25 protein-coding genes and 1 pseudogene are annotated in these 26,401 nt (G+C 27.7%); 25 read left to right on the top strand and 1 reads right to left on the bottom strand.

Annotation, left to right across the window (positions count from 1 at the left end; genetic code table 4):
• Nucleotides 1–1,084: 1,084 nt before the first annotated feature.
• From SKUN_RS10480 to pheT, 6 genes are all read left to right on the top strand, one after another.
• Entirely contained in the window at nucleotides 1,085–1,645 is a 561-nt protein-coding gene (locus tag SKUN_RS10480; protein WP_235511327.1) for a hypothetical protein, read from the top strand.
• Nucleotides 1,573–2,418, top strand: coding sequence for a hypothetical protein (locus tag SKUN_RS10485; protein ID WP_235511328.1), 846 nt, complete (start codon nucleotides 1,573–1,575; stop codon nucleotides 2,416–2,418). Before SKUN_RS10480 ends, SKUN_RS10485 begins: the two co-directional genes overlap by 73 nt.
• A gap of 33 nt (nucleotides 2,419–2,451) precedes the next feature.
• Complete coding sequence (locus SKUN_RS03000) at nucleotides 2,452–3,141, top strand: M48 family metallopeptidase (RefSeq protein WP_053390792.1); 690 nt, start codon at nucleotides 2,452–2,454, stop codon at nucleotides 3,139–3,141.
• Between the two features lie 656 nt (nucleotides 3,142–3,797).
• Nucleotides 3,798–7,001, top strand: coding sequence for an ABC transporter permease (locus tag SKUN_RS03005; protein WP_053390793.1), 3,204 nt, complete (start codon nucleotides 3,798–3,800; stop codon nucleotides 6,999–7,001).
• Nucleotides 7,002–7,305: 304 nt separating this feature from the next.
• Nucleotides 7,306–8,343: a phenylalanine--tRNA ligase subunit alpha gene (pheS, locus tag SKUN_RS03010; RefSeq protein ID WP_053390794.1), complete on the top strand. Its 1,038-nt coding sequence runs from the start codon at nucleotides 7,306–7,308 to the stop codon at nucleotides 8,341–8,343.
• 10 nt (nucleotides 8,344–8,353) lie between these two features.
• Nucleotides 8,354–10,750, top strand: a complete 2,397-nt coding sequence (gene pheT, locus SKUN_RS03015) for a phenylalanine--tRNA ligase subunit beta (RefSeq protein ID WP_053390795.1) — start codon at nucleotides 8,354–8,356, stop codon at nucleotides 10,748–10,750.
• 119 nt (nucleotides 10,751–10,869) lie between these two features.
• On the opposite strand, the gene SKUN_RS03020 is transcribed toward pheT, so the two are convergent.
• Complete coding sequence (locus SKUN_RS03020) at nucleotides 10,870–11,712, bottom strand: MurR/RpiR family transcriptional regulator (protein ID WP_053390796.1); 843 nt, start codon at nucleotides 11,710–11,712, stop codon at nucleotides 10,870–10,872.
• Between the two features lie 155 nt (nucleotides 11,713–11,867).
• Here SKUN_RS03020 and SKUN_RS03025 point away from each other — a divergent pair, with 155 nt between their 5' ends.
• From SKUN_RS03025 to SKUN_RS03100, 19 genes and pseudogenes are all read left to right on the top strand, one after another.
• The gene (locus tag SKUN_RS03025) at nucleotides 11,868–12,386 is read left to right on the top strand and encodes a YceD family protein (RefSeq protein ID WP_053390797.1); all 519 of its coding nucleotides are present in this window, start codon (nucleotides 11,868–11,870) and stop codon (nucleotides 12,384–12,386) included.
• Nucleotides 12,386–12,562, top strand: a complete 177-nt coding sequence (rpmF, locus tag SKUN_RS03030) for a 50S ribosomal protein L32 (protein ID WP_053390798.1) — start codon at nucleotides 12,386–12,388, stop codon at nucleotides 12,560–12,562. Before SKUN_RS03025 ends, rpmF begins: the two co-directional genes overlap by 1 nt.
• 209 nt (nucleotides 12,563–12,771) lie before the next feature.
• Nucleotides 12,772–13,203, top strand: coding sequence for a division/cell wall cluster transcriptional repressor MraZ (mraZ, locus tag SKUN_RS03035; protein ID WP_053390799.1), 432 nt, complete (start codon nucleotides 12,772–12,774; stop codon nucleotides 13,201–13,203).
• A gap of 3 nt (nucleotides 13,204–13,206) precedes the next feature.
• Nucleotides 13,207–14,148, top strand: coding sequence for a 16S rRNA (cytosine(1402)-N(4))-methyltransferase RsmH (rsmH, locus tag SKUN_RS03040; protein ID WP_053390800.1), 942 nt, complete (start codon nucleotides 13,207–13,209; stop codon nucleotides 14,146–14,148).
• Between the two features lie 31 nt (nucleotides 14,149–14,179).
• The gene (locus SKUN_RS03045; protein WP_053390801.1) at nucleotides 14,180–15,526 is read left to right on the top strand and encodes a cell division protein FtsA; all 1,347 of its coding nucleotides are present in this window, start codon (nucleotides 14,180–14,182) and stop codon (nucleotides 15,524–15,526) included.
• A 36-nt stretch (nucleotides 15,527–15,562) separates the two neighbouring features.
• Nucleotides 15,563–16,798 carry a cell division protein FtsZ gene (gene ftsZ / locus SKUN_RS03050; protein ID WP_053390802.1) on the top strand — a complete coding sequence of 412 codons (1,236 nt, stop codon included), beginning with the start codon at nucleotides 15,563–15,565 and terminating at the stop codon, nucleotides 16,796–16,798.
• A 2-nt stretch (nucleotides 16,799–16,800) separates the two neighbouring features.
• A complete protein-coding gene (locus tag SKUN_RS10495) occupies nucleotides 16,801–16,959 on the top strand; it encodes a hypothetical protein (protein ID WP_235511329.1) in 159 nt (52 codons plus the stop codon).
• Nucleotides 16,960–17,284: 325 nt separating this feature from the next.
• The gene (locus SKUN_RS10500) at nucleotides 17,285–17,434 is read left to right on the top strand and encodes a hypothetical protein (protein WP_235511330.1); all 150 of its coding nucleotides are present in this window, start codon (nucleotides 17,285–17,287) and stop codon (nucleotides 17,432–17,434) included.
• Between the two features lie 248 nt (nucleotides 17,435–17,682).
• Entirely contained in the window at nucleotides 17,683–17,787 is a 105-nt protein-coding gene (locus SKUN_RS10505) for a S4 domain-containing protein (protein WP_235511331.1), read from the top strand.
• Between the two features lie 124 nt (nucleotides 17,788–17,911).
• Nucleotides 17,912–18,316 carry a hypothetical protein gene (locus SKUN_RS03060; RefSeq protein ID WP_053391573.1) on the top strand — a complete coding sequence of 135 codons (405 nt, stop codon included), beginning with the start codon at nucleotides 17,912–17,914 and terminating at the stop codon, nucleotides 18,314–18,316.
• 233 nt (nucleotides 18,317–18,549) lie between these two features.
• Complete coding sequence (gene ileS, locus SKUN_RS03065; RefSeq protein ID WP_053390803.1) at nucleotides 18,550–21,276, top strand: isoleucine--tRNA ligase; 2,727 nt, start codon at nucleotides 18,550–18,552, stop codon at nucleotides 21,274–21,276.
• 30 nt (nucleotides 21,277–21,306) lie between these two features.
• Nucleotides 21,307–21,894 (top strand): signal peptidase II, encoded by a 588-nt coding sequence (gene lspA, locus SKUN_RS03070; protein ID WP_053390804.1) that lies wholly within the window; start codon nucleotides 21,307–21,309, stop codon nucleotides 21,892–21,894.
• Nucleotides 21,887–22,807, top strand: a complete 921-nt coding sequence (locus tag SKUN_RS03075; protein WP_053390805.1) for an RluA family pseudouridine synthase — start codon at nucleotides 21,887–21,889, stop codon at nucleotides 22,805–22,807. Before lspA ends, SKUN_RS03075 begins: the two co-directional genes overlap by 8 nt.
• Nucleotides 22,808–22,813: 6 nt before the next feature.
• Nucleotides 22,814–24,199, top strand: a complete 1,386-nt coding sequence (locus SKUN_RS03080; protein ID WP_053390806.1) for a rhomboid family intramembrane serine protease — start codon at nucleotides 22,814–22,816, stop codon at nucleotides 24,197–24,199.
• Nucleotides 24,187–24,687, top strand: coding sequence for a deoxycytidylate deaminase (locus SKUN_RS03085; RefSeq protein WP_053390807.1), 501 nt, complete (start codon nucleotides 24,187–24,189; stop codon nucleotides 24,685–24,687). The genes SKUN_RS03080 and SKUN_RS03085 overlap by 13 nt, the downstream gene beginning before the upstream one ends.
• A 341-nt stretch (nucleotides 24,688–25,028) precedes the next feature.
• Nucleotides 25,029–25,208 (top strand): hypothetical protein, encoded by a 180-nt coding sequence (locus tag SKUN_RS03090; RefSeq protein WP_053390808.1) that lies wholly within the window; start codon nucleotides 25,029–25,031, stop codon nucleotides 25,206–25,208.
• On the top strand, nucleotides 25,177–25,425 hold the full coding sequence (locus SKUN_RS03095; protein ID WP_053390632.1) for a hypothetical protein: 249 nt from the start codon (nucleotides 25,177–25,179) through the stop codon (nucleotides 25,423–25,425). The genes SKUN_RS03090 and SKUN_RS03095 overlap by 32 nt, the downstream gene beginning before the upstream one ends.
• 267 nt (nucleotides 25,426–25,692) lie before the next feature.
• The gene (locus SKUN_RS10510) at nucleotides 25,693–25,989 is read left to right on the top strand and encodes a hypothetical protein (protein WP_235511332.1); all 297 of its coding nucleotides are present in this window, start codon (nucleotides 25,693–25,695) and stop codon (nucleotides 25,987–25,989) included.
• Nucleotides 25,872–26,254, top strand: a pseudogene (locus tag SKUN_RS03100) (DUF3627 domain-containing protein). Before SKUN_RS10510 ends, SKUN_RS03100 begins: the two are co-directional and overlap by 118 nt.
• Nucleotides 26,255–26,401: the final 147 nt, after the last annotated feature.

The raw sequence follows: 26,401 nt of genomic DNA on the forward strand, positions 1-26,401 counted from the left end.
TAAGTGTGTATTTAATCAACATATTTTCAATTTATTCTTCATTTTCTTTATTATATGTAAAACAATAACCTCAATATCTTTGTTTTAAACATATTTTCTTTTTCTTAATATTTATCTCCTATTAAAATCTGCAACTATATTTATAAGATTGACGCCAGACATATATTTGTCTTCTCTCTTCCGTTCCCATTTCAGGGAGGCAACGCTCAGTTTTTGAAATTAAATTTACTTGCATCAATTTGAGAGACCTAATGCTAAACGCAAATTTAATTCTTTAAGTCGCTATCTATATGTTTATTGTCGTTCGATATTAGCCTTGGACTTATAACGACTATCACTTGTTAAAGTGTCTATTATTTACAGTCTATTTACTGTTGGGTTAGATCACCAAAATATTTATTAAATTGTTGGATTGTTTTCAAATAAAAAAAACAACCCTTTAACAATAGTTTTTTTGCCGCTTCATCGTACAAAATGCATTTTTATTAATTCATTTTACTTTTAAATTTATCATTCTTCTTAAATTCTGGTAGGGTGGTTGTGATGTTAAGCGACAGGATATAGATATTTTTTAATGTATTAAAATATCAAATATCAATTAACAAAACTATTAACTTTCAATTGTTTCAGAATAATAATTAAAAATAATTCCCTTGTCTATTTGATAAAAAAAACTAGTCTGTAAAATGATTTGTGATACAAATATATCTATTCTTTTTTATCATTTAAACTAAGTAGCAAATCAATTTTTAATAAACATAATATATATACCCTGAATTATTTAATTATTTCTGAACAAATATAATTAACAAATATAATTATCAAAATAATAAACATTAGTCTGAGTGAAAGTTGTGTTTCAATTATGTGAAGTTATACTAGTTTTAATTTAAAACTAGTATCTTTTTTATTTTTAAAATTTTAAATTGTTTTTTCTGTTGGATTTTGTTTTAATTAAAATGATAAATAACAAACGATTTTTACATTTTATTATTGGTTTTGATAGAAATAAGGTATAATATAATATATATCTAAATAATTAATATATGTATGGTTTTTTATGGTTAAAAGATAGGTGAAAAAAATGGAGAAATTACGTAGAGTGTCATTAACTTTCTTAACAATTGGCGGAATTTTTAGTGCGTTACTGTTCGGAATATTAATTATGCTAGCAAATAAAATTAATAATCAAATGTTCCTTTATAATGCTGCATATATGCTATTATACGATATTGCTCTTTTAGTTTTACAGTTTTCAAATATGATAGTATATCATAATGTGATGGCAAACCCAGAATTAGTTGGGGGGATTTTAATTGGAATTTCTAGTTTTTTAGTATTGTTGTATTTAATTCCAAATTATTTATCAAAAAATAATGGTTATAAAATTTTTGGCATAAGTGGCGCTTTTGTTATTGGATTAATATCTTGCATTTTATTAACAATGGCTGTTGTACTTGCTGGTCAATCAATAAGTGCTAAAACTAGTTTAAATATTTTTAAGTTAAATTTACCAATTAATTCAGGTTTTATTTTGCTATTTATTGGACCAGTCTTAACCTTATTTGGTAGTTGATTTGCAATAGCTTATTATTATACAACACGAAAAGCAAAATCATTAACACAAGAACAAAAAAAAGTTTAACAGCAATTAATTTTGAAACTGGTAAAGGTAAAATTGGTGCTAGTGGGTTAACACCACAAAAAGAAATGGTTAATCAAGCTGAACTTACTTTTATTGAAGAAACAAAAACTCCTCTTAACAACAAATCAGTTTCAACAACAAATGATTTAAAAGTAAAAATGGCATTATTAAAAGCAAAAATGGCTCGGAATGCTCTTTTACATGAGCAAGGTGAAGGACATCTTGTTCCAGAGGAAGAAGATAATAATTCTGATAATTCAAAACCAACAATTCGTGTTGGTGCAGAAGGCCAATATTTACGTACAATTAAAGAGGGTGAAGGAATTGTTGATGAATCACCAGCAGGATTACTTATTGAACAAGAAGGTGACTTTGTGAAAAAAGGTGATATTATTAAACATCGTGATTATTCAGTTCCTATTTTTAGTGTGGAAACTTCATCTTCAAAAGGAAATTTTAATGCCTATGATTCAATTATTATTCCAAAATCAAAACAACATATGTCATTAGATAAAACAGAATTAGCAGAACGAATTGGTTCGGTTTCAAAACCAAGTGGTAAGCAACGCATTAACCCCAATGCCCGTGTTGATAGTTCTTATGATGGTAAAGTTTTTTTAGGTGATATTGATAAAATTTGAACAGCAGGAAAAAAATACCGTGAAGATATTACAAAAAAACCAGCAACTAATAATTCTTTACAATCATCGGATTTACACCATAATTTTGAGAATGAAAATGAAAATGATGATAAAATAGATGATAATCATTAATTAATCCATATTTATGATAGGGGGAGGAATAGCATGGCATTGGAAAAAGTGATACCATATCAGGGTAACTTAATTAAATATGATTTAATTATTAAAGAACAGAATAATATTGTGTTGAATGTTAATAATGGCAAAATTAAAGTATCGGCCCCCAGTTATGCCCATGATTGGGAAATTGAAACTCTAATTTATAAAAATATTAAAAAAATTATTACTGTAATTAATATTCACGATAATTATCGAAAGATTGTCATTAATCCAAACGGAACAAGTTATGTTTATGTTTTTAATGAAAAATATCCGTTGCAATTAACCAATGAAAATATTCATACAAAAATTATTAATCGACAATATTTTTTATTAAAAGATGCTGGTATTTATGATGAAAATGTTAAAAAGTTACACCATTTTTTAAAACAAAAATTTAGTTATAAATTTGAACAGTTATTAAATAAATGAGCAACAATAATGAATTTATCTTATAAAAATTTAACAATTAAAGCGATGGTTCGTAAATGAGGTGTGTGTTATCCACAAACGGAAAAAATTGTTTTAAATACAAAGTTAATTCATTTTGATCCGACAGTATTGGAATATGTAATTATTCATGAATTATCACATTTAGTTCATCATAATCATTCTAAGGCGTTTTGATATCATGTTGAAAAATATATGCCAAATTATCGTGAAAAAGTTGAAATTTTAAAAAAACCAGGAATCTAATATGGTTTTATTTTTAATTTAAAATAAATAAGTAAGGAGTTAAGAAATATGCTTTATATTAGTAATAAACAAGACAATAAAAATCTTATAAAGGATCAATTGTTGTTGATGCTGATGGAATTAATGTTTTAGATGTCCCATTATTACGGAAATTATGTGGGCGATCAATTTTAATACCCCATGCATTGGAAATATCACGTTTAATTAATAAAAGCGTACCAGAAATTTTAAGTAATTGAATTAATATTGCAAAAGATTTTGCTAATATAAGTATAAAATTATTGTTGTTTTAAAAGGATATCAATCAATTATTACGGATGGTAATCGCGTGTATATTAAAACGGTACCGGTAATCCATATATGGCTGTTGCTGGTATGGGTGATACGCTAACTGGTTTAATTACTAGTTTAGTTGGTTAAGGTTATGAATTGTTTTAAGCAACAATTGTTGAAACGTATTTACACTGGTTAGTTGGTGATGAAATTTCACAATGCAAAAAACCAGTGTTACCAACAGACATTATTGATCAAATTGTTTTTTTAGCAGAGCTTATTGGAAGTGACGATTCGCTTAATTTTAAAAAATAGTTATTTTGGTTATTTTGGTAACTTTTGAATTTGTTATAATTGATTAAAATGAAAATTGGAGAATAATAATGGGGCAAATTTTAAAAAGTTATTTAAAATCATATTTTAAAAATTGAATTGAAGCCCAAGGTTTAATTCTTTTTATTATCATTATTATTGCAACAATTGCCGGAATTTTATCAGGTGCTTTACAATATAAAATAAAATATAATGATTTAGTATATATATCTGAACAATGAGATTATAATTTTAGTGTTGAAGATTATAAACCTAATTTTATCGAAGATTATTATTTACATAATAAGTTTATTGATAAAAATAAGCAAGAAATTAATGTTACAGGAGTTCCCCAAGCAATTTTAAATGAAAACAGTAGTTGGTGAAAAACAACAAAAAGTGTGTGTGGTAATCTTGCAAGTCCAGAATTACAGCAAATTTATTCAACAAGTCAAATTATTAATAAATTAGCGGAAGTTGCGCAATATCGAGGAATGAAGAAAAATATTGATGGTGTTAATCCGATTGGATATCTTTATTTTAAAAAATTTAATTGAAACCAACCAAAAGAAATGGTAACATGGTTATTAAGACAAAAAAATTTGCCAGAATATTCTGTTGGTGTTTTTGAAGCTATTTCTTTTAAACAAGAAAGCGGTTCAAATTATACTTTAAAGATTACTCCTGCGGTAGTACAAAATCTAGAACAGACAGCCGCCGTTAATTTTAACCAATTGAAATTATACCAAGGACAGTTTCCAACATTAGATAATGAAGCAGTTATTAGTAGTTTATTTGCAGAGCAAAATAATTTAAAAATTGGAGATATTTTTCCAGTCATTCAGAACAACCCAAATTTTAATTTAAAAATTGTTGGAATTGGAAATAATTTAGATAATTTTATTAAGCGGACAAGTTTAAAAATTAATAGTAGCAATGATATTAGGAAATATGGTGTATTATTTACAACTGAGCATTTTCAAACTCAATTGCAGGATGCAAATGTTCGTGGTGAGTTAGGGAATATTACTTTAAATCCAAGTCAAAAAATTTTAATTAAATTAAATTCAACAAATGCAATTTTAACTTTAAAAGAAAATTTAGCACAGGGTTATATTAATCCAACAGCAACTTTAATTTCATATGAAAATAGTGATATTGCAATGCAAACGCAAAATATTAATATTCAAATTATTTTGTATAGTGCAATTGGTTCGGTGTTGTTATTTTTAGGTTTTATTTTTATTAATTATACAATGAAAAAAGAGATGAATAAAACTCGTCGTCAAATTGGAATTTTTAAAGCTTTTGGTTATCAAACAACGGAATTATCATGAATTTTTTCAACAAAGTTTTTTGTCACTATGCTATTTGGTATTATCTTAGGATATTGTGTTAGTATTCCTATTCAGTTATATGTTAATACATTATATACAACAGGATTATTAATTCCATTTAAATTAATTTATGTTTCCTGATGATTTATGCTAATTTTGTTTTTAGTTATCCCCATCTTTTTTACTACTTTATCATTTTTATTTACAATGAGTTATTTAAAAAAACCAAGTTTAGTATTAATTAATGGTGCTGGAAAAATGCATTTTTATGGTTTAATAATTGGGATTAAAAAAAATTTTAGTAAAACAAGTTTCTTGTTTCGAATTCAATTAGCATTTACTTTAAAAGGATTTTTAAAATGAATGATTGTAATATTTATTTTCTTTATTTCTTCATTACTATTTATCATTCAATTTAATGCATCTGATATTTTTTGACAAATTGTTTATTCGTTTAGTAATGTTTATAAAAAAGATGTTGACCATAGCTTCCAATTTCCAAGTTTATTAACAATGGCAACAAGTCATCGAACTTCAACAGGAGAAGAAAAATTAAAATTAATAAATAATAATCATTTTTGAGTGTTACCAACAAGTAATGTTGAACAAACCCAAGCTGTTTCATTAGCAAAATTTAATGAATTAGCAACAGAGATTAATCATAATCCGATGGATATGGAATTATGACAAAAACTCTTTCTTTATAAGCCAATTTATCAGTCAGTTTATTTAACTGATTTAATTCAAGTTGTTAAAGATATAACAAATATAACAGGAGGAAATTTACCAGATTGAGGAAAAAATATTGTTAATTTAAGTAATCTGATTGACCAGACACATATTAAGACAGTTGTTAGTTTTAATACATTGTATTATAATCCTCAAACAGAATTGCCAGTTCTTAATTTAGCTGTAACTCCAAGTAATCGTGAAACAGCAGTAATTAGTGATCTTAATTTAAAAGGGATTGAACCAAATACTTTGACAAATTTTTATCAAATGGAAGGTGTTAACAAAACGGTTATTAACGAATTGTTTGCAGCACCATTAACAAGAACACAAATTCCTGCAATTATTTCAGAAAAAATAGCTAAATTAAATAATTTAAAAATTAATGACACTTTTGAATTTACTGTTAAAAATGTAAGATCTCCGTATAATATATCAATTGCTGTAAAGGGAATTAATAAAAATGATACAACAAGAAGCAATGTTTTTATTAATGCTAATACTATTCGGTTTTTATTTTATGATTTTAACGAAAAACCAGTCCCAAATAATTTTTATGATGGATTTATTTCTAAGGAAAAAATGATTTATGATAAGATCAACCCAAAAGAATTGCTAATGGGGAAACAAGATTATAAGATTACATTGCAAAACTTAACAATTAATATTTTTAACCATGATATTACGGATAATTTAGGAAAAATTATGACAACAATAACTAGTGATGGTAGTGATATTAGTATCTTTACAGGTCCAAATAATGTTGAATTAATTACCTTGCAAAAATTATTAGCATCGGCAGGCTTGGAAATGTTAAATGATTCATTGTTAATTTTACAAATATTAAATGGAATTATTATTTTCATTATTTTAGCAGTTATTACTTCTTCGGTAATTGATGAAGCTAGCTCAGTTATTTTAACAATGCGAGCCTTAGGATATAAACCAGGGCAAGTAAACTTTATTATAATTGGTAATTATGTTCTTGGTGTTTTATTTGCTTTCTTCCTGGCATATGTTATTTCCTTACTAATTTGGTACTTTGCTGTTAACATTATTTTAGAACAGTTTAAATTTGTTATTAATTTACCATTAAATTGACAAACACCATTAAAAGTTGGAACTATTATTAGTATTATTTTAGTTCTATCATGACTATTATCTATGTATTTAGTAAAAAAACAAAAACTAAATGAATTAACTGAGTAAAATAGATTATAATAAAATTATAAAATTTCAGATTAAATCGTTGATTTAGGAATAGTAATTAATATGGTTATCGTCAGAGAGGTTATGAATGGTGCAAATAACTGGTGAGATATTAAGGAATTCACCTAATTAGAGCTGTTAATCCCAGCCGGATTATTTAATATAAATGATTAGTTAACTGTAATTAAGACTATTTATTACTAAAAAAAAGATGGTACCGTAAGAAATTGCTCCTTGTTTATTTTTTTAATATAGACAAGGATTTTTCTAGCTTAATTAGACTTCAGCAAGAAAGGATTAAACAATGGAAAAAGAATTAGACTTATTATTTACCCAAGCAACAAAAAACATTAAAGCAGCAAAAACAGTGGAGGAAGTTAATGCCGTTAAATTAAAATATTTAGGGAAAAAATCAATGTTGAATGATTTATTGAAAAAAATGAAAGATTTAAGACATCAAGAACGTTTAACAATTGGTCAAAAAGCAAATCAAATTAAAGTAGAATTAACTGAATTATGTCAAGTTAAAAAAACCGAATTAGAAAATGCTTTATTAATTGCGACAATTGAACAAGAAAAAATTGATTTATCATTACCAGGAGATAATTTAGTATTAGCAACAAAGCATCCGTTAAACCAAGTTATTGATGAAATTTCGCAATTATTTCAAGAATTAGGATATGATATTGTGTTTGGAACTGAGGTTGATGATGATGAATATAATTTTCAACGCTTAAATTTACCATTAGGACATCCAGCTCGTGATATGCAAGATACATTTTATTTGTCTAAAAACAAATTATTACGAACACACTGTACCAATATGACAGCCCGTGCAGTTTCACAGATGAAAAGTAAAAATGAAATAATTGCAATGATTTCAACTGGAAATACTTATCGCCGTGATGATGATGATTCTACACATTCACATCAATTTATGCAAGTTGATGGGTTTTTAGTTGCCCCAAATATCACTTTTGCTAATTTAAAATGAACAATTCAATACTTTTGTCAACGGATGTTTGGTGAAGCAACACAAATCCGTTTACGGCCAAGTTTTTTTCCATTTACAGAACCATCTGTTGAAGTTGATGTTACTTGTGTTAATTGTAAAGGTAAAGGTTGTTCAATTTGCAAGCAAACTGGTTGAATTGAGATTATGGGCTCTGGGATGATTAATCCGCTTGTTTATCAAGCATGTGGACAAGATCCAGAATTAACTGGCTTTGCCTTTGGCATTGGGATTGAACGAATTGCGATATTAAAATATGGGATTGATGATATTCGTCGTTTTTATACAAATGACATCCGCTTTTTAGAACAATTTAAGAAATTTGATTAGGAGGTTTAAAATGATTATTACAAGAAGATGATTAAATAAATATATTGATTTTACTGATATTAGTAATGCTGATATTGTTGCTGCTTTAAATAGTTTAGGGTTTGAAGTAAAACGTACGCATAATTTTGATCGTAATAGTAATATTTTTTGTGGTCGAATTCAAGTTGTTAATGAAATTCCTGATACTCATTTAAAGTTTTGTCTAGTTGATAGAGGACAAGAATTAGTTGATCCAATTGTTTGCGGAGCTAGTAACCCAGCGGAAAATGGATATGTTGTCGTTGCTCGTCCAGGGGCAGTGTTAGCTGATGGTGCAAAAATTGCAAAACGTGAAATTAAAGGATATCCTTCGGAAGGAATAATGTGTTCACTAAGTGAATTAGGAATTGCTGAAAAATATTTAACTCCAGCCGAACAAGATGAAATTATTTTAACTTTTAATGAAAAAGAAGGTTCATATGATATGATTGGTGCTGAAGATGTTTTAACTAAAATTGGTTTAACTGATTATTTGTTTGAGATTGATTTAACATTAAACCGTAGTGATTGCTTAAGTGCTTATGAATTAGCCCGTGAATTAGGCCACTATTTTAAACGTGAATTATTTACGTTAGAGTTAGTAGAATCAACAGAAAATTTAAAAGAATATCAAAATCCATTAAAAGTAGAAATTGCAACATCAGCAATTGAATCAGCAATTAGTGTTAATATTAAATTAACGCCAGAAAAAACTCCCTTAAAATTATCAGATCGAATTTGGTTAAAAATTAATGAATATCAATCAAATGTAGCAGATCCATTTGGCGATTTAGCAATTAAAGCAACCATTGAAACAGGACAACCATTATTACTTTATGATTTTAATAAAATTAAAAACCCTTTAAAAATTACTGATGATTATGAAAATAAAACTTTTAATATTAAAAAAGGTGATTTAGTAGTTCTTGATGGGAATGAATTTGTAGAATTAATTGGTGTCCGCGTTAATCCGACTTATGCTATTAGTGCTACAACAACGGAGATAACAGTGTTAGCACTCCATTTAAATCATATTATAATGCGTCAACAACAACGAAAAGTTGGTATTAGTAACGTTAATTTACAACGTTATATCAAACCCCTTAGTTATGCTACTGTTAGATTAGGATTATCACGTTATTTGTATTTATTAAAAATTAATGGTTTTTTAGCCGAGTTATCAGTTTTAAACTTTATTAAAGAATATAAGAAAAAAGTTGAGCCAATTAACATTACTTTACTTGAGATTAATCAATTTATCGGTTATTCTTTTACCTTATTAGAAATTAAATCTTTATTAGAACCATTAGCTTTCCAATTTAAAACAGAAGGTGAACAATTATTTGTGATACCACCAGTAACTCGTACCGATATTTTTCAGAAAGCTGATTTGATTGAAGAAATTGCCCGGTTATTTGGTTATAATAATATTGTTGCTAAACCACCAGTCTTACCAAATTTAGTTAAGGCTAAACGTCCTACTGAAAAAACAATTAAAAATTTTGAAACTTTCTTTTTAAATAATGGTTTTTATCAGGCAAAAACATATGCTTTAGTTAAACAAGAAGAAATTACTCATTTTAATTTTTTTAATTATCAAAAACCATATCAATTACTATCGCCATTATCGGAAGAACATGCTGTAATGCGATTAAGTTTAATAAATAGTTTATTAAACAGTGTTAAATATAATAATGCTAGAAATAAAAAAAATGTTAAGTTATTTACTGTTGAAAAAATTTATGTAAATGAGAAAAGTTATTATCATGGGGCATTTGTAAGTCAAGCAGAAATTATTCAAAATAAAATAACAGGCGATAGTCTTTCTAATTCGTATTATTATATTAAAAGTTTATTGGAAGCTTATTTGAAAAGTGAACAAATTGATATTGATGAATTATCATATCAATCAGCACCAAAAAATAAAATTTACCATCCTTATCAAACTAGTCATGTTTTTTTAGGAAAACAATTATTAGCAATTATTGGTGTGATTCATCCTAGTTATCAAAAAGAAGTTGATTTAAAAAGTACAACTTATTTTGGTGAAATTAATTTTGAAGTAATGTTTAATTATCCGCATAAGAAACAAACATTTTTCACACCGCCTTCTAAATTTAGTACAAGTAGTCGTGACATTTCAATTTGAGTACCAGTAACAGTAACCTACGAACAAATTAAGAAAAAGATTTTAACAGGAGTTAAACATGTTGTTGCAATAGAAGTGATTGACCAGTATTTTGATCATAAAGAAATGCCTAATCATGTTGCTTTAACAATTAGTTTTACATTTAATGATATGGCAAAACAGCTAACTGAAACAGATATTAACCAACAATTTGAACAAATTAAAATGAATTTGAAGAAATTACAATTACAAATTCGCTAAAAAAATTTATGTATTTGAGGATTAAGGTAATTTGTGAACACTAAATCTTAATCCTTTTAATTAGAACTTGCTTTATTTTTTATATAAAAAGAACATTTTTTGAAACAGATGTTCACTAGTTATTTTATTTTTTTAATATATTTGTGTCATTCATCAATGGCTGCATAATAATCTTGATATTCTTCATCATGAGTAGGATGATATTTTGCAATTAACATTCCAAAAATAATATTAATTAGCATCAACCGTGAAACATAACGGGGATTATCAACATAAAAATTTAGAATTTCAGTATTTTCTAAGGTTAGTTTTTGTAAATTAGGTGGTCCTTTATATTCTTTATTAATTGTTAATAAAATAATTTTAACATTTCGTTTTGTTGCAATTTCAATTAGGAAATGATATTCAGCATCTTGTAAGCTTTTTGAAATTAAAATTAATAAATCATTTTCACTAAGAGTTTCAATTAATTGAATTGTGGCATAATAATTAACAAGATAAGTTGAGTTATATTTTAAAACATTTAAGTGTAAATTTAAATTTTCGCAAATTAAAATATGGCGACTAATTCCCCAGATAACAATTCGTTCACTCGTATGAATTGTATCAATGAATTTTTCTAATTGATTAACTTTTAAATTTCGATAAGTTTCATCTAATGCATAAGTATGTAGTTTATAAATATTGTCAATAATATTATGAAGAGTTGTCTCATTTTTTTGGATATCAAATTCCTTAATATTATTATACTTTCCAGCAACTCATACTTTAAATTTACTATAATTTTCAAACCCCAATTTTTTAATTAAACGACTTAAGGTAGAAGTATTGATGAAAAGACTATCTGCTAATTCGTTAATAGTTAACTCTAGAACACTCTGAATGTCATTATTTAATTTTTCAATTAATTGAATTTGCAAATCAGTTAATTGGTTTTCTTTTTCGTATGTTATAACTTTCATTTTGGCTCCTCATTTTTTTACAGCACATTTATATTTTATAAAAATAAATGTATAATTATATTATATTATATTAATGAATAATTTAACAAAAGATTTATTAGGGTAAGATTATTCAAATTTGACAACAAAAGTCAACAAAATAATGAGGGAACAAAATGATTTATACAGAAACAGATTTTATTAAACAACCGCAAGTTAGTGTCGATATACCATTAAATATTAGCCCAGAATTACTAGATTATTCGGTTAATATTAGAGGAATCAAAGATGTTAATATTAAAGGAATAATTACTTATCATCCAAATTTTAATGCAATTAATATTGTTGCAACAATTATTGGTGAAGTTGTTGTTGAGGATGCTCAGACACTAGAACATTTTGCTGTTTCAATTAATTTAGAATGAAATGATGAGTATAGTTTTAAATTTTATAAAAAAAGTGATATTAATTACTTAAATGAGCAAAATTTTGATATAATAAAATATGCGTGAGATGAAATAATTATGAATATTCCTATTAATTTATCTAAAAAAAATGATAAAATGATTAGTGGTAATTCAACTTGGCAAGTTTTTTCTGAGGAAGAATTTGCAGCGTATCAAGCAGCTCAAGCGGATTCACGATGAGAACAATTACACGAAAAATTAGTTAAAACAACAAAGGAGGAGAAATAATGGCGGTACCATTTCGAAAAACATCTAAACAGGCAAAAAGAAAACGCCGAACACATTTTAAATTAGTTGGAGCAACTTTGATAGCATGTAAAAATTGTGGAGCATTAATTAAACCACATAGAGTTTGTCGTGAATGTGGATATTATAAGGAAAAAGAAGTTATTAGAGTTGATTAGGTTATAATAACTTAATTATAGGAAAGGATCAATAGATTCTTTTTTTTTTAACTAATGTTGTATTTATAATTTATCTTGTTTAAAAAAGCTTTTAAATTATTGGTCCAATAGTAGGACTATTTTTTTGTGAAAAATTTTTTGGGAAAAGTGTTGCAATATGGGAAATAGTATAATATAATATGTATGAAAGTGGGGAATAATGGGACAAAATGGCATTATTAGGAACTTACAATCATACATTAGATGATAAAGGACGATTAACAATTCCTTCTAAAATGAGAGAACAGTTTAAAGATGATAAAGTCTTTATTTCTCTTGGTTTTGATGGTTGTGTTGATGTTCGCAATGAAGCTGAATGGTTAAAGTGAACAGAAAAAGTTGCTTCAACTGGACAAGCCACAGCCGAAGGAAGGGCTTTGACACGAAAAATTATGTCAATGTCTGATGAAACTACTTTCGATAATGCTGGACGAATTAAAATTTCGTCCATTTTACAAAATAAAGCAAATATTACAAAAGATGTTGTTATTATTGGAAACAATGATCATTTAGAATTATGAGATTTGAAAGTTTGAGAAGTATATATTGAACAAGCACCAGGAATTGAAGAAGCGGCAAAAAATTTTGAGGAAAAAATTTAACGTATGGAATTTAAACATCAGACAGTCTTATTACAAGAAGCAATTTCCGGTTTAAATGTTCAAAACAATGGAATTTATGTTGATTGTACCTTAGGGCGAGCGGGACATAGTCTTGAAATTTTAAAGCATCTTCCAAATGGAAAGTTATATTGCTTTGAACAAGATGAAGCAGCAATTGTTGTTTCTGAAGAAATTTTGCAGAAGAGTAAATATCGTAATTATGAAATTATTAAAAATAATTTTGTTAATTTAGCTGCTGAATTACAACTACGAAATGTTAAAGCAGTTAATGGAATTTTATATGACCTCGGAGTATCATCACCACAATTAGATGATGATAAACGTGGTTTTAGTTATCGCTATGATAGTCCATTGGACATGCGGATGAATCAACATCAAGGATTAACAGCAAAAACCGTTGTTAATACTTATTCGCAAGAAGCTTTAGTAAAACTTTTTCAAGATTATGGTGAAGAACCATTTGCAAAAGTAATTGCAAAAACCATTGTTATTGCTCGTAATGAACAAGAAATTGTTACTACTTTCCATCTTGTTGAAATTATTAAAAAAAGTTTGCCACAAAAGATTTTAAAAAAGGCAAAACATCCAGCAAAACGAGTTTTTCAAGCATTACGAATTGAAGTAAATCAAGAGTTATTTGTTTTACAAGAATCATTACGACAAGCAACAACTTTATTAGCAGTGCATGGTCGGTTAGTTGTAATTTCGTTTCATTCATTAGAAGATCGTATTGTTAAAAAATATTTTCAAAGTTTAACAAAAGATCCTAATTATGAAATAAATCAACAGCTACCAGCAATATCATATTTTGAAAGTGATTATCACATTATTACTAAGAAAGTAATTGTATCTTCGGTAACTGAACAAACAAACAACCATCGAAGTAGAAGTGCTAAATTAAGAATATTAGAACGGGTAAAATAATATTCTAAAATTTGAAAAGGAGGTGAATGAAGTGGATTATAAGTTAAAAGAAGTATATGCTGTGTTAGAAATTAAAAATTATAGTTTTAGTTTTATGGTTGGTGTTTATACTGAATCACAAATTAAAGTGCTTTATAAAAAGCATTTTGAATATCACTTTTGTGATAATGGCATCATTATTGATGAAAAAAATGTGGCTAAAGAATTAGTTAATTTAATTAAAGATGCAAATCGACAATTAGGAATTGTAATTGAACGGGTGGCAATTAGTATTCCAACAAATAATATGACAATTAAAACTTCGACCAAAATGCTAAATTTAATACATGATCGTCTAATTACAAAGAATGATATTGATTCATTAATTACATTAGCAAAAGAAGTTCCTTTATTAGATGATGAAACTGCTTTTTTTATTAGACCATATCGTTACATTATTAATGAACAAAAAGCATTATCAGCGCCACCAATAGGGCAGGCGGCGCATAAAGTAAGTATTAAGGCAATTGTTTATGTAACAAAAAAACATATTATTCAAAGTATTTTTGCGACACTTAAATATGCCAAAATTGAAGTTATGGGTATCCTTCCAGAAGGGTTTAGTCTTGCGTGAAATATTTCATCACAAGTTGATTTGCAAAATGGAATTACAATTATTAATTGAGATTATGATAATATTATCGCTTATGTTTTTGTTCGTGAAACTTTATGCGAACAAATTATTATTCCGGGTGGGATTAAAAAAATAATTATGCTATTACGTAATGTCTTAAGTTGTGATAATAAGCAAGCACTAAAATATTTATATAAAATTATTAATTTAAATAATAATAGTAAAGATAATTTAATTATTTATAGCAAATATGATCAACAGCAACAAGCACAATTAAATTTTACCCATTATGATTTAAAACGAATTGTTAATCATGTTTTAACAGAAGAAATGGAAACATTGAGTGAAAAGTTAGCTAATAGCTTAGGGCGTTATAACTATCCAGTGGTTGTTGTTGGTGAAATTTTACTAATTAGTGGGTTTAAAGAAAATTTGTTGGCGTTAAATAAAGATAAAAATATTACCGTTTATATTGCTTCAACATTAGGAGCAAAAGAAACATGATGTACTGGCTTATTGGGAAATATTTATTATCAACATTTAGCAAATAAAGTTAGTGCAACAAATATTCAATCGGTTGATCATCGTTATATTCGTTATTTAAATAATAATGGTGATAAAAAAAGACCACGAAATGACAAATATGGTGAGCATCATCAACCAGGTGGCAATGATAATCCGGTACAAGGGGTTATGCCGCTAAGTAACCAGCATTTAAACGGTTCCCAGCAATATCAACAAAAATACTACCAAAATATTAAATAAATAGTATAATATATAAAAAATGGAGGAATTAAGGTTATGGACAATTTTGATAATTATGAACAAGTCGCGTCAATAAAAGTTATTGGTATTGGTGGTGCTGGCAATAATGCTGTCAATCGGATGATTGAAGCAGGCGTACAAGGGGTTGAATTTATTGTTGCTAATACTGATGCCCAGATTATTAGTGTTTCAAAATCAAAAAATAAAATTGTATTAGGTAAAGAAACATCAAAAGGACTAGGAGCAGGTGCTAATCCTGATGTTGGTCGTCAAGCAGCAATTGAATCAGCAGAGGAAATTAAAGACGCTTTAAAAGGGGCAGATATGGTTTTTGTCGCCGCTGGAATGGGTGGTGGAACCGGAACTGGGGCTGCTCCTATTATTGCCAAACTTGCCAGAGAACAGGGTGCTTTAACCGTTGGAATTATTACAACGCCATTTTCATTTGAAGGACGTGCGCGCAATAGTTATGCTATTCAAGGAATTGAAGAACTACGTAAACATGTTGATTCATTAATTATTATTTCAAATGATCGATTATTAGAAGTAATTGGTGGTGTCCCATTAAAAGATTCATTCAAAGAAGCAGATAATATTTTACGCCAAGGAGTTCAAACCATTACTGATTTAATTGCAGTACCATCCTTAATTAATTTAGACTTTGCAGATATTAAGACCGTGATGAAAAATAAAGGGAATGCTTTATTTGGAATTGGGATTGGTTCAGGTAAAGATAAAGCAATTGAAGCTGCTAATAAAGCAATTATTTCTCCCTTATTAGAAGCATCAATTCGCGGTGCTCGTGATGCTATTATTAATGTTACTGGTGGTAATACCTTAACCTTAAATGATGCTAATGATGCTGTTGATATTGTTAAACAAGCAATTGGTGGTGAAGTTAATATTATTTTTGGAACAGCAGTTAATGAGCATTTAGATGATGAAATGATTGTAACTGTCATCGCAACTGGGTTCGATGAAGAACAAAATTTTACTAATCCAGATAATGATTATCGTGCTTCAATGGAAGAATACGAAGCATCAGCACCACGCCCAACACGGTATGCTGAGGTTAGTGATGACAATGATAAAGATGTTGCTCGTAAACGGCCAAGTTATTTCACTAATTTATCTGAAAATGCTGAACGTGAAACAGCGAATGCAAATCGTCGGATTAATGCGTGACGAGAACATGTTAATAATAATCAAGTCGTTGAACATGATGATGATGATGATGATGATTTACCACCATTTGTTCGTCGTAGTTGATAATAATGAGCATTTTTAAGAAAAAACAACGAAGTATTTACGAATCTCAACCACGAATTGATTTTAATGATATCCCAACCGCACCAATTGTCTATAGTGATCAACCATTAGATCAACTACTAACAAAACCTGTTTTTGCCCAGAAACACCATTTCAAAAAGTAAATTTTGAGTGTCAAAGCGAAGTACAGCCTTCTTCTGAAGTTAGTAGTAACACAAGTGTATATAATAACTGGTTTTATTGCTGATAGTTATAATGATGCTCCCAAAATGGCTGATTTATTATTGAAAAAATGATAATTAATTGTTCATTTAGAGAAGTTACCAAAAGGAGAACGGATACTGCTATTAGTTTTTATTAAAGACACAATTATTGTAACATTATCAGCAAGATTATGAATTAATTAATAAAATTAAAGGATGATGTGAACAAGCCCATCGTGGGCAAGTTGTTAACACAAATTTTCTTGATTTACGTTAAATTACAATTTTGCAAGCAATCTTGGCACAAGAAAACATTACTAATTATTTTATTTATAAACCATTAACAAATGGTTTTCGAGCAACAGTTAGTTTTAATGCTAAGCACGATAATACGGTTATTTTACATGTGAAACAACCAACCCCACATATTTTTTAAACATCATCAGGTGCTTGGTTTTATTTTAAACCAATTACAATTAGAAATGCGAGTGATTGGTGATTTATATATCACAGCAAATGAATTATATTTAAGTGTTTTAAAGAAAATTATGCCAGTGTTTATTAATGATCCATTAATTATTCAAAATAACTTATTAACTTTGACTATTAACCCTGCCCCCTGTTGTTATTGAATATCAATTTACTGTTTTTACAAAAACAGTAAAAAGTTTATGCTTAGATGCTGTGGTAAGTTCCCTTTGCAATGTTTCACGCCAACAAGCACAAAAATATGTTGAACAAAATTATGTTTATGTTAATTTTTCAGTGGTAAATAATAAGACTTTTTAAGTTGCTTGTGATATTATAATATTAATAAAAAGGTATGGTTGTTTTAAAATTATTGCAATTTTACCATCAAAAAATTAACATTATCGAATTAGAATTGCAAAGTTTGCATAAAGTAGGGGAAAATATGGCAGAACAAGAGAAAGATTTACGGACAATTATTTATGAACAAAATGAAATTATAGAAAAATTAACATACGATAATCGCCAATTAATGTTGCGTTTACAAGAATTACAACATTTAGAACATATTTCACAGTATAATATTGAAAAATCACGCGAAGCATTTGAAGTTGCAAGTCATAATGCAGGACGGATTATTATGAAAGCAGTTGATTTTTCTTATTCTTTTAAAGAAGAAATTGCAGTATTACTTGATGACATTGATCATAATCGGCATAATCCCCAGAATGTGTTAAAAGTAATTGATGGTTTTTTAGAACGAAATAAGCGCATTTATGCCTTTTCCATTAATGATGGTGAACGAATTACAGAATTGATTAAAAAAGAAATTATTAACAAAATTAAATAAATAGTGTAATATTTATTTATAAGAAAACAAACCACGGTTATTTGCTCGTTTTATTACAGCAAGATTAGGATGATGTTAGCTAATCATAAAAGACAAATAATTATCTTTTCTTTTTACAATTTAAAATAAAGAAAAAAGGTAAATATTATTACAATTTTTATAAAGTAAGATGGTACCGTGCATTTGCGCTCTTATAGTCTTACTTTTTTTATGACAGAAAGGAAAAAAGACTGATGAATTATAAAGATACATTATTAACTCCCAATACCTTATTTGAGATGAAAGCTAACTTGGCAGGAAAAGAACCGCAAATTCAGTTAGAGTGACTTAAAACAAATATTGTTTCAGGGCGCTATCAACATAATGCTAACAACCAACCCTTTATTTTACATGATGGTCCTCCTTATGCAAATGGAGATTTACATGTTGGTCATGCGTTAAACAAAATTTTAAAAGATTTTATTGTTCGTTATTATAATCAAAAAGGATTTTATAGTCCATGAATTTGTGGGTGAGATACGCATGGTTTTCCAATTGAAACTGCTGTTGTTAAAAGCGGGGTCGATTGGAAAACAACTCCACCAGTTGCCTTTCGCCAAATTTGTCGTCAATATGCTTTAGACCAAATTGAAAAACAAATTACGCAATTTAGTCGGTTAGGTTTGTTTAGTGATTTTCAGCAAAAATATCTAACATTAGATTTACCATATGAATTAGAACAATTACGATTATTTCAAACAATGGTTCAAAAAAAATTAGTTTATCGGCAATTAAAGCCAATTTATTGATCACCCTCAAGTGAATCAGCTTTAGCGGAGGCAGAAATTGAATATGCTGATTTAACATCACCATCAATTTATGTAACTTTTACAGTAACAACAGGAAATAAGGTGATTAAACCAGGAACAAAATTTTTAATTTGAACAACAACACCATGAACAATTCCAGTTAATCAATTGTTAGCGGTTGGAAAAGATGTTGTTTATGTTGAAGTTCTTGTTGAAGGTGAAAAATACTTATTTGCTAAGGCTTTATTTGACGAGTTACAAACATTATTAAATTGGAAAAAAGTTAAAATTCTACAAGAAGTAGTTGGTGCTAAATTAGTTGGAATTATTACAAAACATCCTTTATATGAGCGCGATAGTTCTGTTGTTCTTGGCCACCATGTTACTGTTGAAGCTGGGACAGGAATTGTCCATATCGCATCGGGATTTGGTGAAGATGATTATTTGATTGCACGTACGAACAATGTTCCAATCTTTGCACCATTAGATGATACTGGAAAATATACTCCAGAAGTAGGAGATGATAGTTTAGTTGGTGTTTATTATGAAGATGCAAATAAAATGATTGGTCAACGATTAGAACAAAATAGCGCTTTATTAAAATTAAAATTTACAAAACATCGTTATCCAATTGATTGACGAACAAAAAAACCAGTTATTTATCGTGCAACAGCACAATGATTTGTTTCAATTGAAAAAATTAAATCAAAATTATTAAAACAAATTAGACAAGTACAATGAAATCCACAATGAGCAGCAAAAAAAATGGAAACAATGATTGAAAATCGTCAGGATTGATGTATTTCTCGTCAAAGATTATGGGGTGTACCAATTATTGCCTTTTACGATGAAAATAATCAACCACAATTTACAACAGAATTAATTGAGCATGTAATTAATTTATTTGCCAAAGCAAAAACAACTGACATTTGATTTGAATGAAATGTTGATCAATTGTTGCCACCAGCTTATCAAAATCGCAATTGACGAAAAGAACAAGATATTATGGATGTTTGATTTGATAGTGGTGTTAGTAATTTAGCAGTAACAAAAGAATATCATTTACCCCATCCCGTTAATGTTTATTTGGAAGGAATTGATCAATTTCGAGGATGATTTAATTCATCATTAATTACTTCGGTTGTGGCGACAGGTCATGCTCCTTACCAAGTTGTTTTATCACATGGTTTTGCTAATGATGAAAAAGGCCGTAAAATGAGTAAATCATTGGGAAATGTTATCTCACCATTAGCAATTACTGACCAGTATGGTGCTGATATTTTACGAATGTGAGTAGCTTCGGTTGATTATCGTGATGATGTTAAAATTGGGTCAGAAATTTTAAAACAAATTGTGGAAGCTTATCGAAAAATTCGTAATACATTACGGTTTTTATTAGCAAATTTAAATGATTTTAATCCAGCAACTGATTTACAATCAAAATTAGGAGAGGTTGATTATTATGTGTTACATTTAGCACAGGAATTTCAACAAAAAGTAAATAAAAGTTATGAAGAATTTAATTTTAATAATGTTTATACTTTAATTAATAATTTTGTTACCATAATTTTATCAAAATTTTATTTAGATTTTACAAAAGATATTTTATATATTGAGGAAATGAAATCACCACGTCGTCGTGCTGTACAAACAACATTATATTATTTATATCGGATTTTAGTTGATGTTTTAAAACCAATTATTCCGCATACAGTTGAAGAAAGTCATCGCTTTATTACATATCCAGACCAACAAAGCTCGGTTCATTTAGAAGAAAATTTTGTTTTAATAATGGCTATTAATGATAAATTAATTGCAAAATGAGACCAAGTCCTGAAATTACGAGATGATGTTAATAAAGAATTAGAACGTTGTCGTGAACAAAAAGAAATTAAAAAATCATTAGAATGTCAAGTAACGATTGCTTTAAAACCAGCCTATGCAAGTTTAGCAGCAATTAAGGATTTATATCAAATTTTTATTGTTAGTGAAATTATTTTTACTACTGACCATCATAACTTAACAGAATATGAAACTAGTTTTTTAAAAGTTCAAGAAAAAGCTGGTTTAAAATGTCAACGTTGTTGAATGATTTATAATCATTTAAATGTCCAAAATAATGAAATTTGTGATCGCTGTTTTAATGTTTTATCGGTAAAAAATGTGCGATAATATATAAAACGAAAAAGGAGTCAAAAGAAAATGAAAGAACAAATAAAACAATTTTGATATGATTTTAAAGACCATTTTAAAAATAGAGATTATATTTGAAAATATAAACTTCAAGTTTGTCTACCAATTTTTATTTTGTTATTAATATTAGATATTATTACGAAGCAATTAGCTTTTCATTTATTGTCCCATGACCAAGCAGCTCCCGAAGTTAAATTTTTGGATGGATTTATTAATTTTAAATTTATGGTTAATAAAGGAATTGCTTTTGGAACAAATGCCGATAATCTTCCACTTGTTATTATTGGTGCAGTTTTTATTACTTTGTTTGCATTTAATATTTTTTTATATATTAATAATAAAACTGCTGCTGTTGGTTTAATGATGATTACAACTGGTGGGTTTGGTAATTTAATTGACCGTATGTGAAACCATGGTGGGGTTGTTGATTTTCTAGCATGAATTTTATTTCCCCCTTATAGTGTGTTTAATTTAGCTGATACTTGAGTAACCTTTGGTGTTATTGTCTTAATTTTTGCTATTATTATTGAAATTATTCAGTTTTATCGTGAGCGAGCACGAAGCAAACGCGAAGAGCATTTTGAACCAAATGATTAAGATAAACTTTACTGTTTATTTATCAGCTCGAATTGATAAAATTTTAACTAATTATTTTAAAACAAATACCACTCCTTTTTCGCGAACTAAAATCCAAGCATTAATTAAACAAGAGAAAGTTCAAGTTAATGGACAAGTTGTGTCGGCAAATTATGTTAGTCAAATTGGAGACCATGTTCGCATTGAATTTCCAAATCCTAAAGCAAGTGAATTAATACCAATGCCAATCCCATTAACAATTTTGTATGAAGATAGTTATTTAATGGTGATTGATAAACCAAATAATTTAGTTGTTCATCCAGCACCAGGACACCAGAATGATACTTTAGTTAATGCTTTATTAGCACGAAGAGTGCAATGATCAACTGCCAGTGGTGAGCAACGCCCGGGAATTGTCCATCGCATTGATCGCCAAACGACAGGAACTTTAATTATTGCTAAAAATGATGTTGTTCATCATCAACTACAACAACAAATTCAAACAAAGCAATTACAACGCCGCTATTTAGCGCTTGTTCATGGTCAAATTATTGAAAATCGCGCTAAAATTGATGCGCCAATTGGCCGTGCCCCTAATAATCGCAAGAAAATGACAGTTACAGTAAAAAATTCTAAAAAAGCAGTAACTAATATTATTGTAATTGAACGCTTTAATGATTATACTTATATAGAGTGTGAATTAGAAAGCGGGCGAACTCATCAAATTCGAGTCCATCTAAAATACATTAATCATCCTATTGTTGGTGATCCGTTATATAGCACAGCTGCTGATAAAAAAGAAAGTTTTGGACAATATCTGCATGCGTATCAATTAATATTTATTCATCCAGTTACTAAAGAAACTCTGACCATTACAGCAGCTTTACCACAAGAGTTTGAACAAAGATTAGCAATATTACACGCGAAAGGATAGAAAACAATGATTTTTGATAAAGATAAATTATCTCTAGTTGATTATTTTTTAAAACAAGAAAAATACAATGTTTATAAAAGTAAACCACACAATAATAATAATGTTTATTTATATAAAGTTGATAGTAAAGAATTTCAAATTATTAAAATTATTGATAATTTTAGTGGTGAATTTAATGATTTCATCATTAATGATGAGGTTGTGCAAACGTTAAAGACTTTTTTAAATAAAAAATTTCAACGCGCAAAACTTACTATTTTATCAATTATTTTAATTGAAAATTGTTCGCAGATTTATAAAGATGATAGTGGCGATGTAACATTATTTGTTGACAAAAATAATTATCTTCACCGTTTAAGTACTTATTATCCGAACATTACAATGTTGCAAGAAAATAATGAAAATGATACTTCAATGGCGAGTATGACAACTGAGGAAATTTTAGATGGGATTAAAGACCCTAATAGTAAATTAACAAAAAATTTAAAGCAACTAAATGATAAATTAAGTGTCAATAACCTTGGTGTTACATGAGTTTTAATTGCTTTATTATTAATTATTCCAATTGTTGGAATCTTTTTTGGTGCGCAAATTTTTAATACTCAAGATTTAAGTGAAAAAACAACGCAATTAGTTTATGGTGGCGTTACTCGTGATTTATTAATTTGAAATAATCAATGATGACGATTATGAACATATGTTTTATTTTCCAGTAACCCATTGTTAGTAGTTTTAAATTTATTTATGATTTTTAGTGTTGCTCGTTATGCAGAAGCTTTGTTAGGGCGTTGACAATTATCAATCATTTTAGTAGTTGGGATCCCCTTAGCCGGAGTATTTTTAGCAGCCGTATTACCAAATTGAATTTTTGGCGGATCAACTATTTTATTAGCAATTTTATGGGGAAGTTTGTTTAGTTATAACTATGGTAAAGAAGATTTAGGGGCGTTAATTGCCAACCAACGAACTTTAATTATTATGATGTGGTTGCTAATAATGCCAATCTTTTTAGGTTATTCATTTTATTTAATTAATTGTGTTGGTTTTTTTGTTGGTAGTTCGCTTGGTTATGGTTTAGAATTTAACCGTTCACATCGTATTAATTGAACAATATTATATCCAGTTTTTATTATTGTAATAATGATTGTGGTTAGTACAATTGCATTATTATGAATACGTTATGTTCCACCCTATAATTGTTCTGTTATTGAGGCATTATTAAGTTATTGACGTGCAGGTTTGATGGAAAAGAGTGCAATTGAGGAAATGTTAAATAATTATTATTTTTATCCAAAAGAAAATTGACCAATCTTTTTGTTACAAAGTCAGTCTATTTTTAGTGATCCCTTTTCTAATTTTAAAGGAGGAATCTTTAATTTATGACTACAGTAACAGGAAAAAAACGTAATGATTATTTATCATGAGATGATTTCTTCTTAAGTGTTGCGCATGTTTGTGCAATGCGAAGCAAAGATCCACATACACAAGTTGGGAGTTGTGTTGTTAACCAAATTGGGCAAATTATTGCGACAGGTTATAACGGTTTACCCCGTGGTTTAAATGATGATGATTTTCCATGAGCACGAGAAGGGAAATATTTAGAAACAAAATATCCTTATGTTGCTCATGCTGAATTAAATGCCATTTTAAGTGCACGAACAAATTTAGAAAATTGTCGAATTTATACAACCTTATTTCCTTGTTCAGAATGTACAAAAATCATTATTCAAGCTGGAATTAAAGAAGTTATTTATGATGATGACAAATACGAAGGCAACGATGATAATCAAGCAGCAAAGCGGATGTTTGACCAAGCACAAGTGCATTATCGCTACTTACCAGTTATTAATGTTATAGTCGAATGACAAGAGAAAAAATAATTAGATTTACAAATAAAACTATAAATTATCAAATAAAATCAAAATCCTTTATTAACTTATTTTTATAAATTGCATACTGTAATCGAAGTGCAACAAATCAACTCAGAAAGTAGTTGATTTTTTAATGGAAAGAAAACATTATTTTATTTTACGGTCCTTAGTAATTAAATATGGAAAAGATATTGTTATTAGTACTGTAAATGAGATAGTAATTAATAATGTAAAAGAAAATGAATAAATTATCCGCGTAATTTATTAGTTGTAATTTATTCAATATAGTTTATTTTTAGTGTAGCGAACACGCGAAGCGTGCCGCGATATTTTTAGAAAGGAGATGTAATATGCCAACTTGATTAACGACAATATTTAGTGTTGTTATTATATTAGGGATTTTTGCTTGAATTGGTTTATCAATTTATCAAAAAATTAAACAAATTCAAGGAAAGAAAAAAGAAAAAAAGAAATTGATAGAAAGGAGGATAAAAAATAATGTTAGGTATGTATTTAACAACAGCAGTTAATTTTTTAGCAAATACACCTAAAACTATGACTGAGGGGATGACTGGTATTTGAACTGGTTTAACTAGTGCATTATGAAAAGTTAAAGAAGGTATAACAAATATTTTACCTGAGATAATGGTTTTCTTAGGCGATGCGTGAATTATTTTAATTCCGTTTGCAATTTTTTTGATTATTAAAGTATTAAACTTTTTCCGTGTTATGGTTAAAGGATTTTAGTATTTATTATTTATCATATATTTTAACTGTGGCACATTAGTTTTTATATGTGATTTGATGTAAAAAATGAATTTATTAAATAGAAAAATGAACTTATTATATTTACTATTAAAGTTCTTAATAGTTATTTTCAGTGTGACAATTTTTATTATTTTATATATTTAACAATGTTTATTAATAGTGTTTATTAAACATTAAATAAATAATATATTAGCATTATTTATAAAATTGTTTATTAAACAAATATTTAATATTGTTGCTTTCTGTTTGTTTAAGTTTATTTATTTTTCAATATTGAGTTGAAATGATAAAGATTTTCTACACTTTGTATTTGTAATTATTATGTCTGTATTTGCTTTTATGGGTATTATTTTTGTAATTATTATGTATATAAAATATATTTTTGAAATTAAGTTAGAATTTGATGTTGAATTAGTAAGGAATTTATACCCTTTACAACAGAAAAAGCAAGTTTTATTAATTTATCCAATCATAATCGCTATATTGGTTTTTGATTGAGTAATAAGTTTATTTATCCGAGTGAAAAAAATTGTAATCAAGTAGCAATCGGCTTGATTTATGATAATTATTATTCTATTGTATAAAATATGATGAAAATTTAAAGCGAAATATTTGAAAATATTTAGCTGGAACAGAATTAATCAATTTATATAATCAATATAAACAAAATTACTTTACTAAAATGAAAGAAGCGTTATTTTTAAGTGAACCTAAAAAAGTAAAAATAAATAATAACAATAATAATTTAATAAATTGAAGTGTTGAAAAAGTACAAGAATTAATTAATGATTTAGAAAGTTTAAATTAAATGAGTTTATATGATTATTGAGTTCAATTTGTTAGTTATATTATTGGTTCAAATGCCCCTGAGTTTTTATATGTTATATCGTTTGTGTTATTTATTGTTTTGTTTTTTGGAATGTTTTTTAAACTTATTCAAAAAATGTGGATTTTT

This window comes from Spiroplasma kunkelii CR2-3x (assembly GCF_001274875.1).
In the GTDB taxonomy this organism is placed as follows: domain Bacteria; phylum Bacillota_I; class Bacilli_A; order Mycoplasmatales; family Mycoplasmataceae; genus Spiroplasma; species Spiroplasma kunkelii.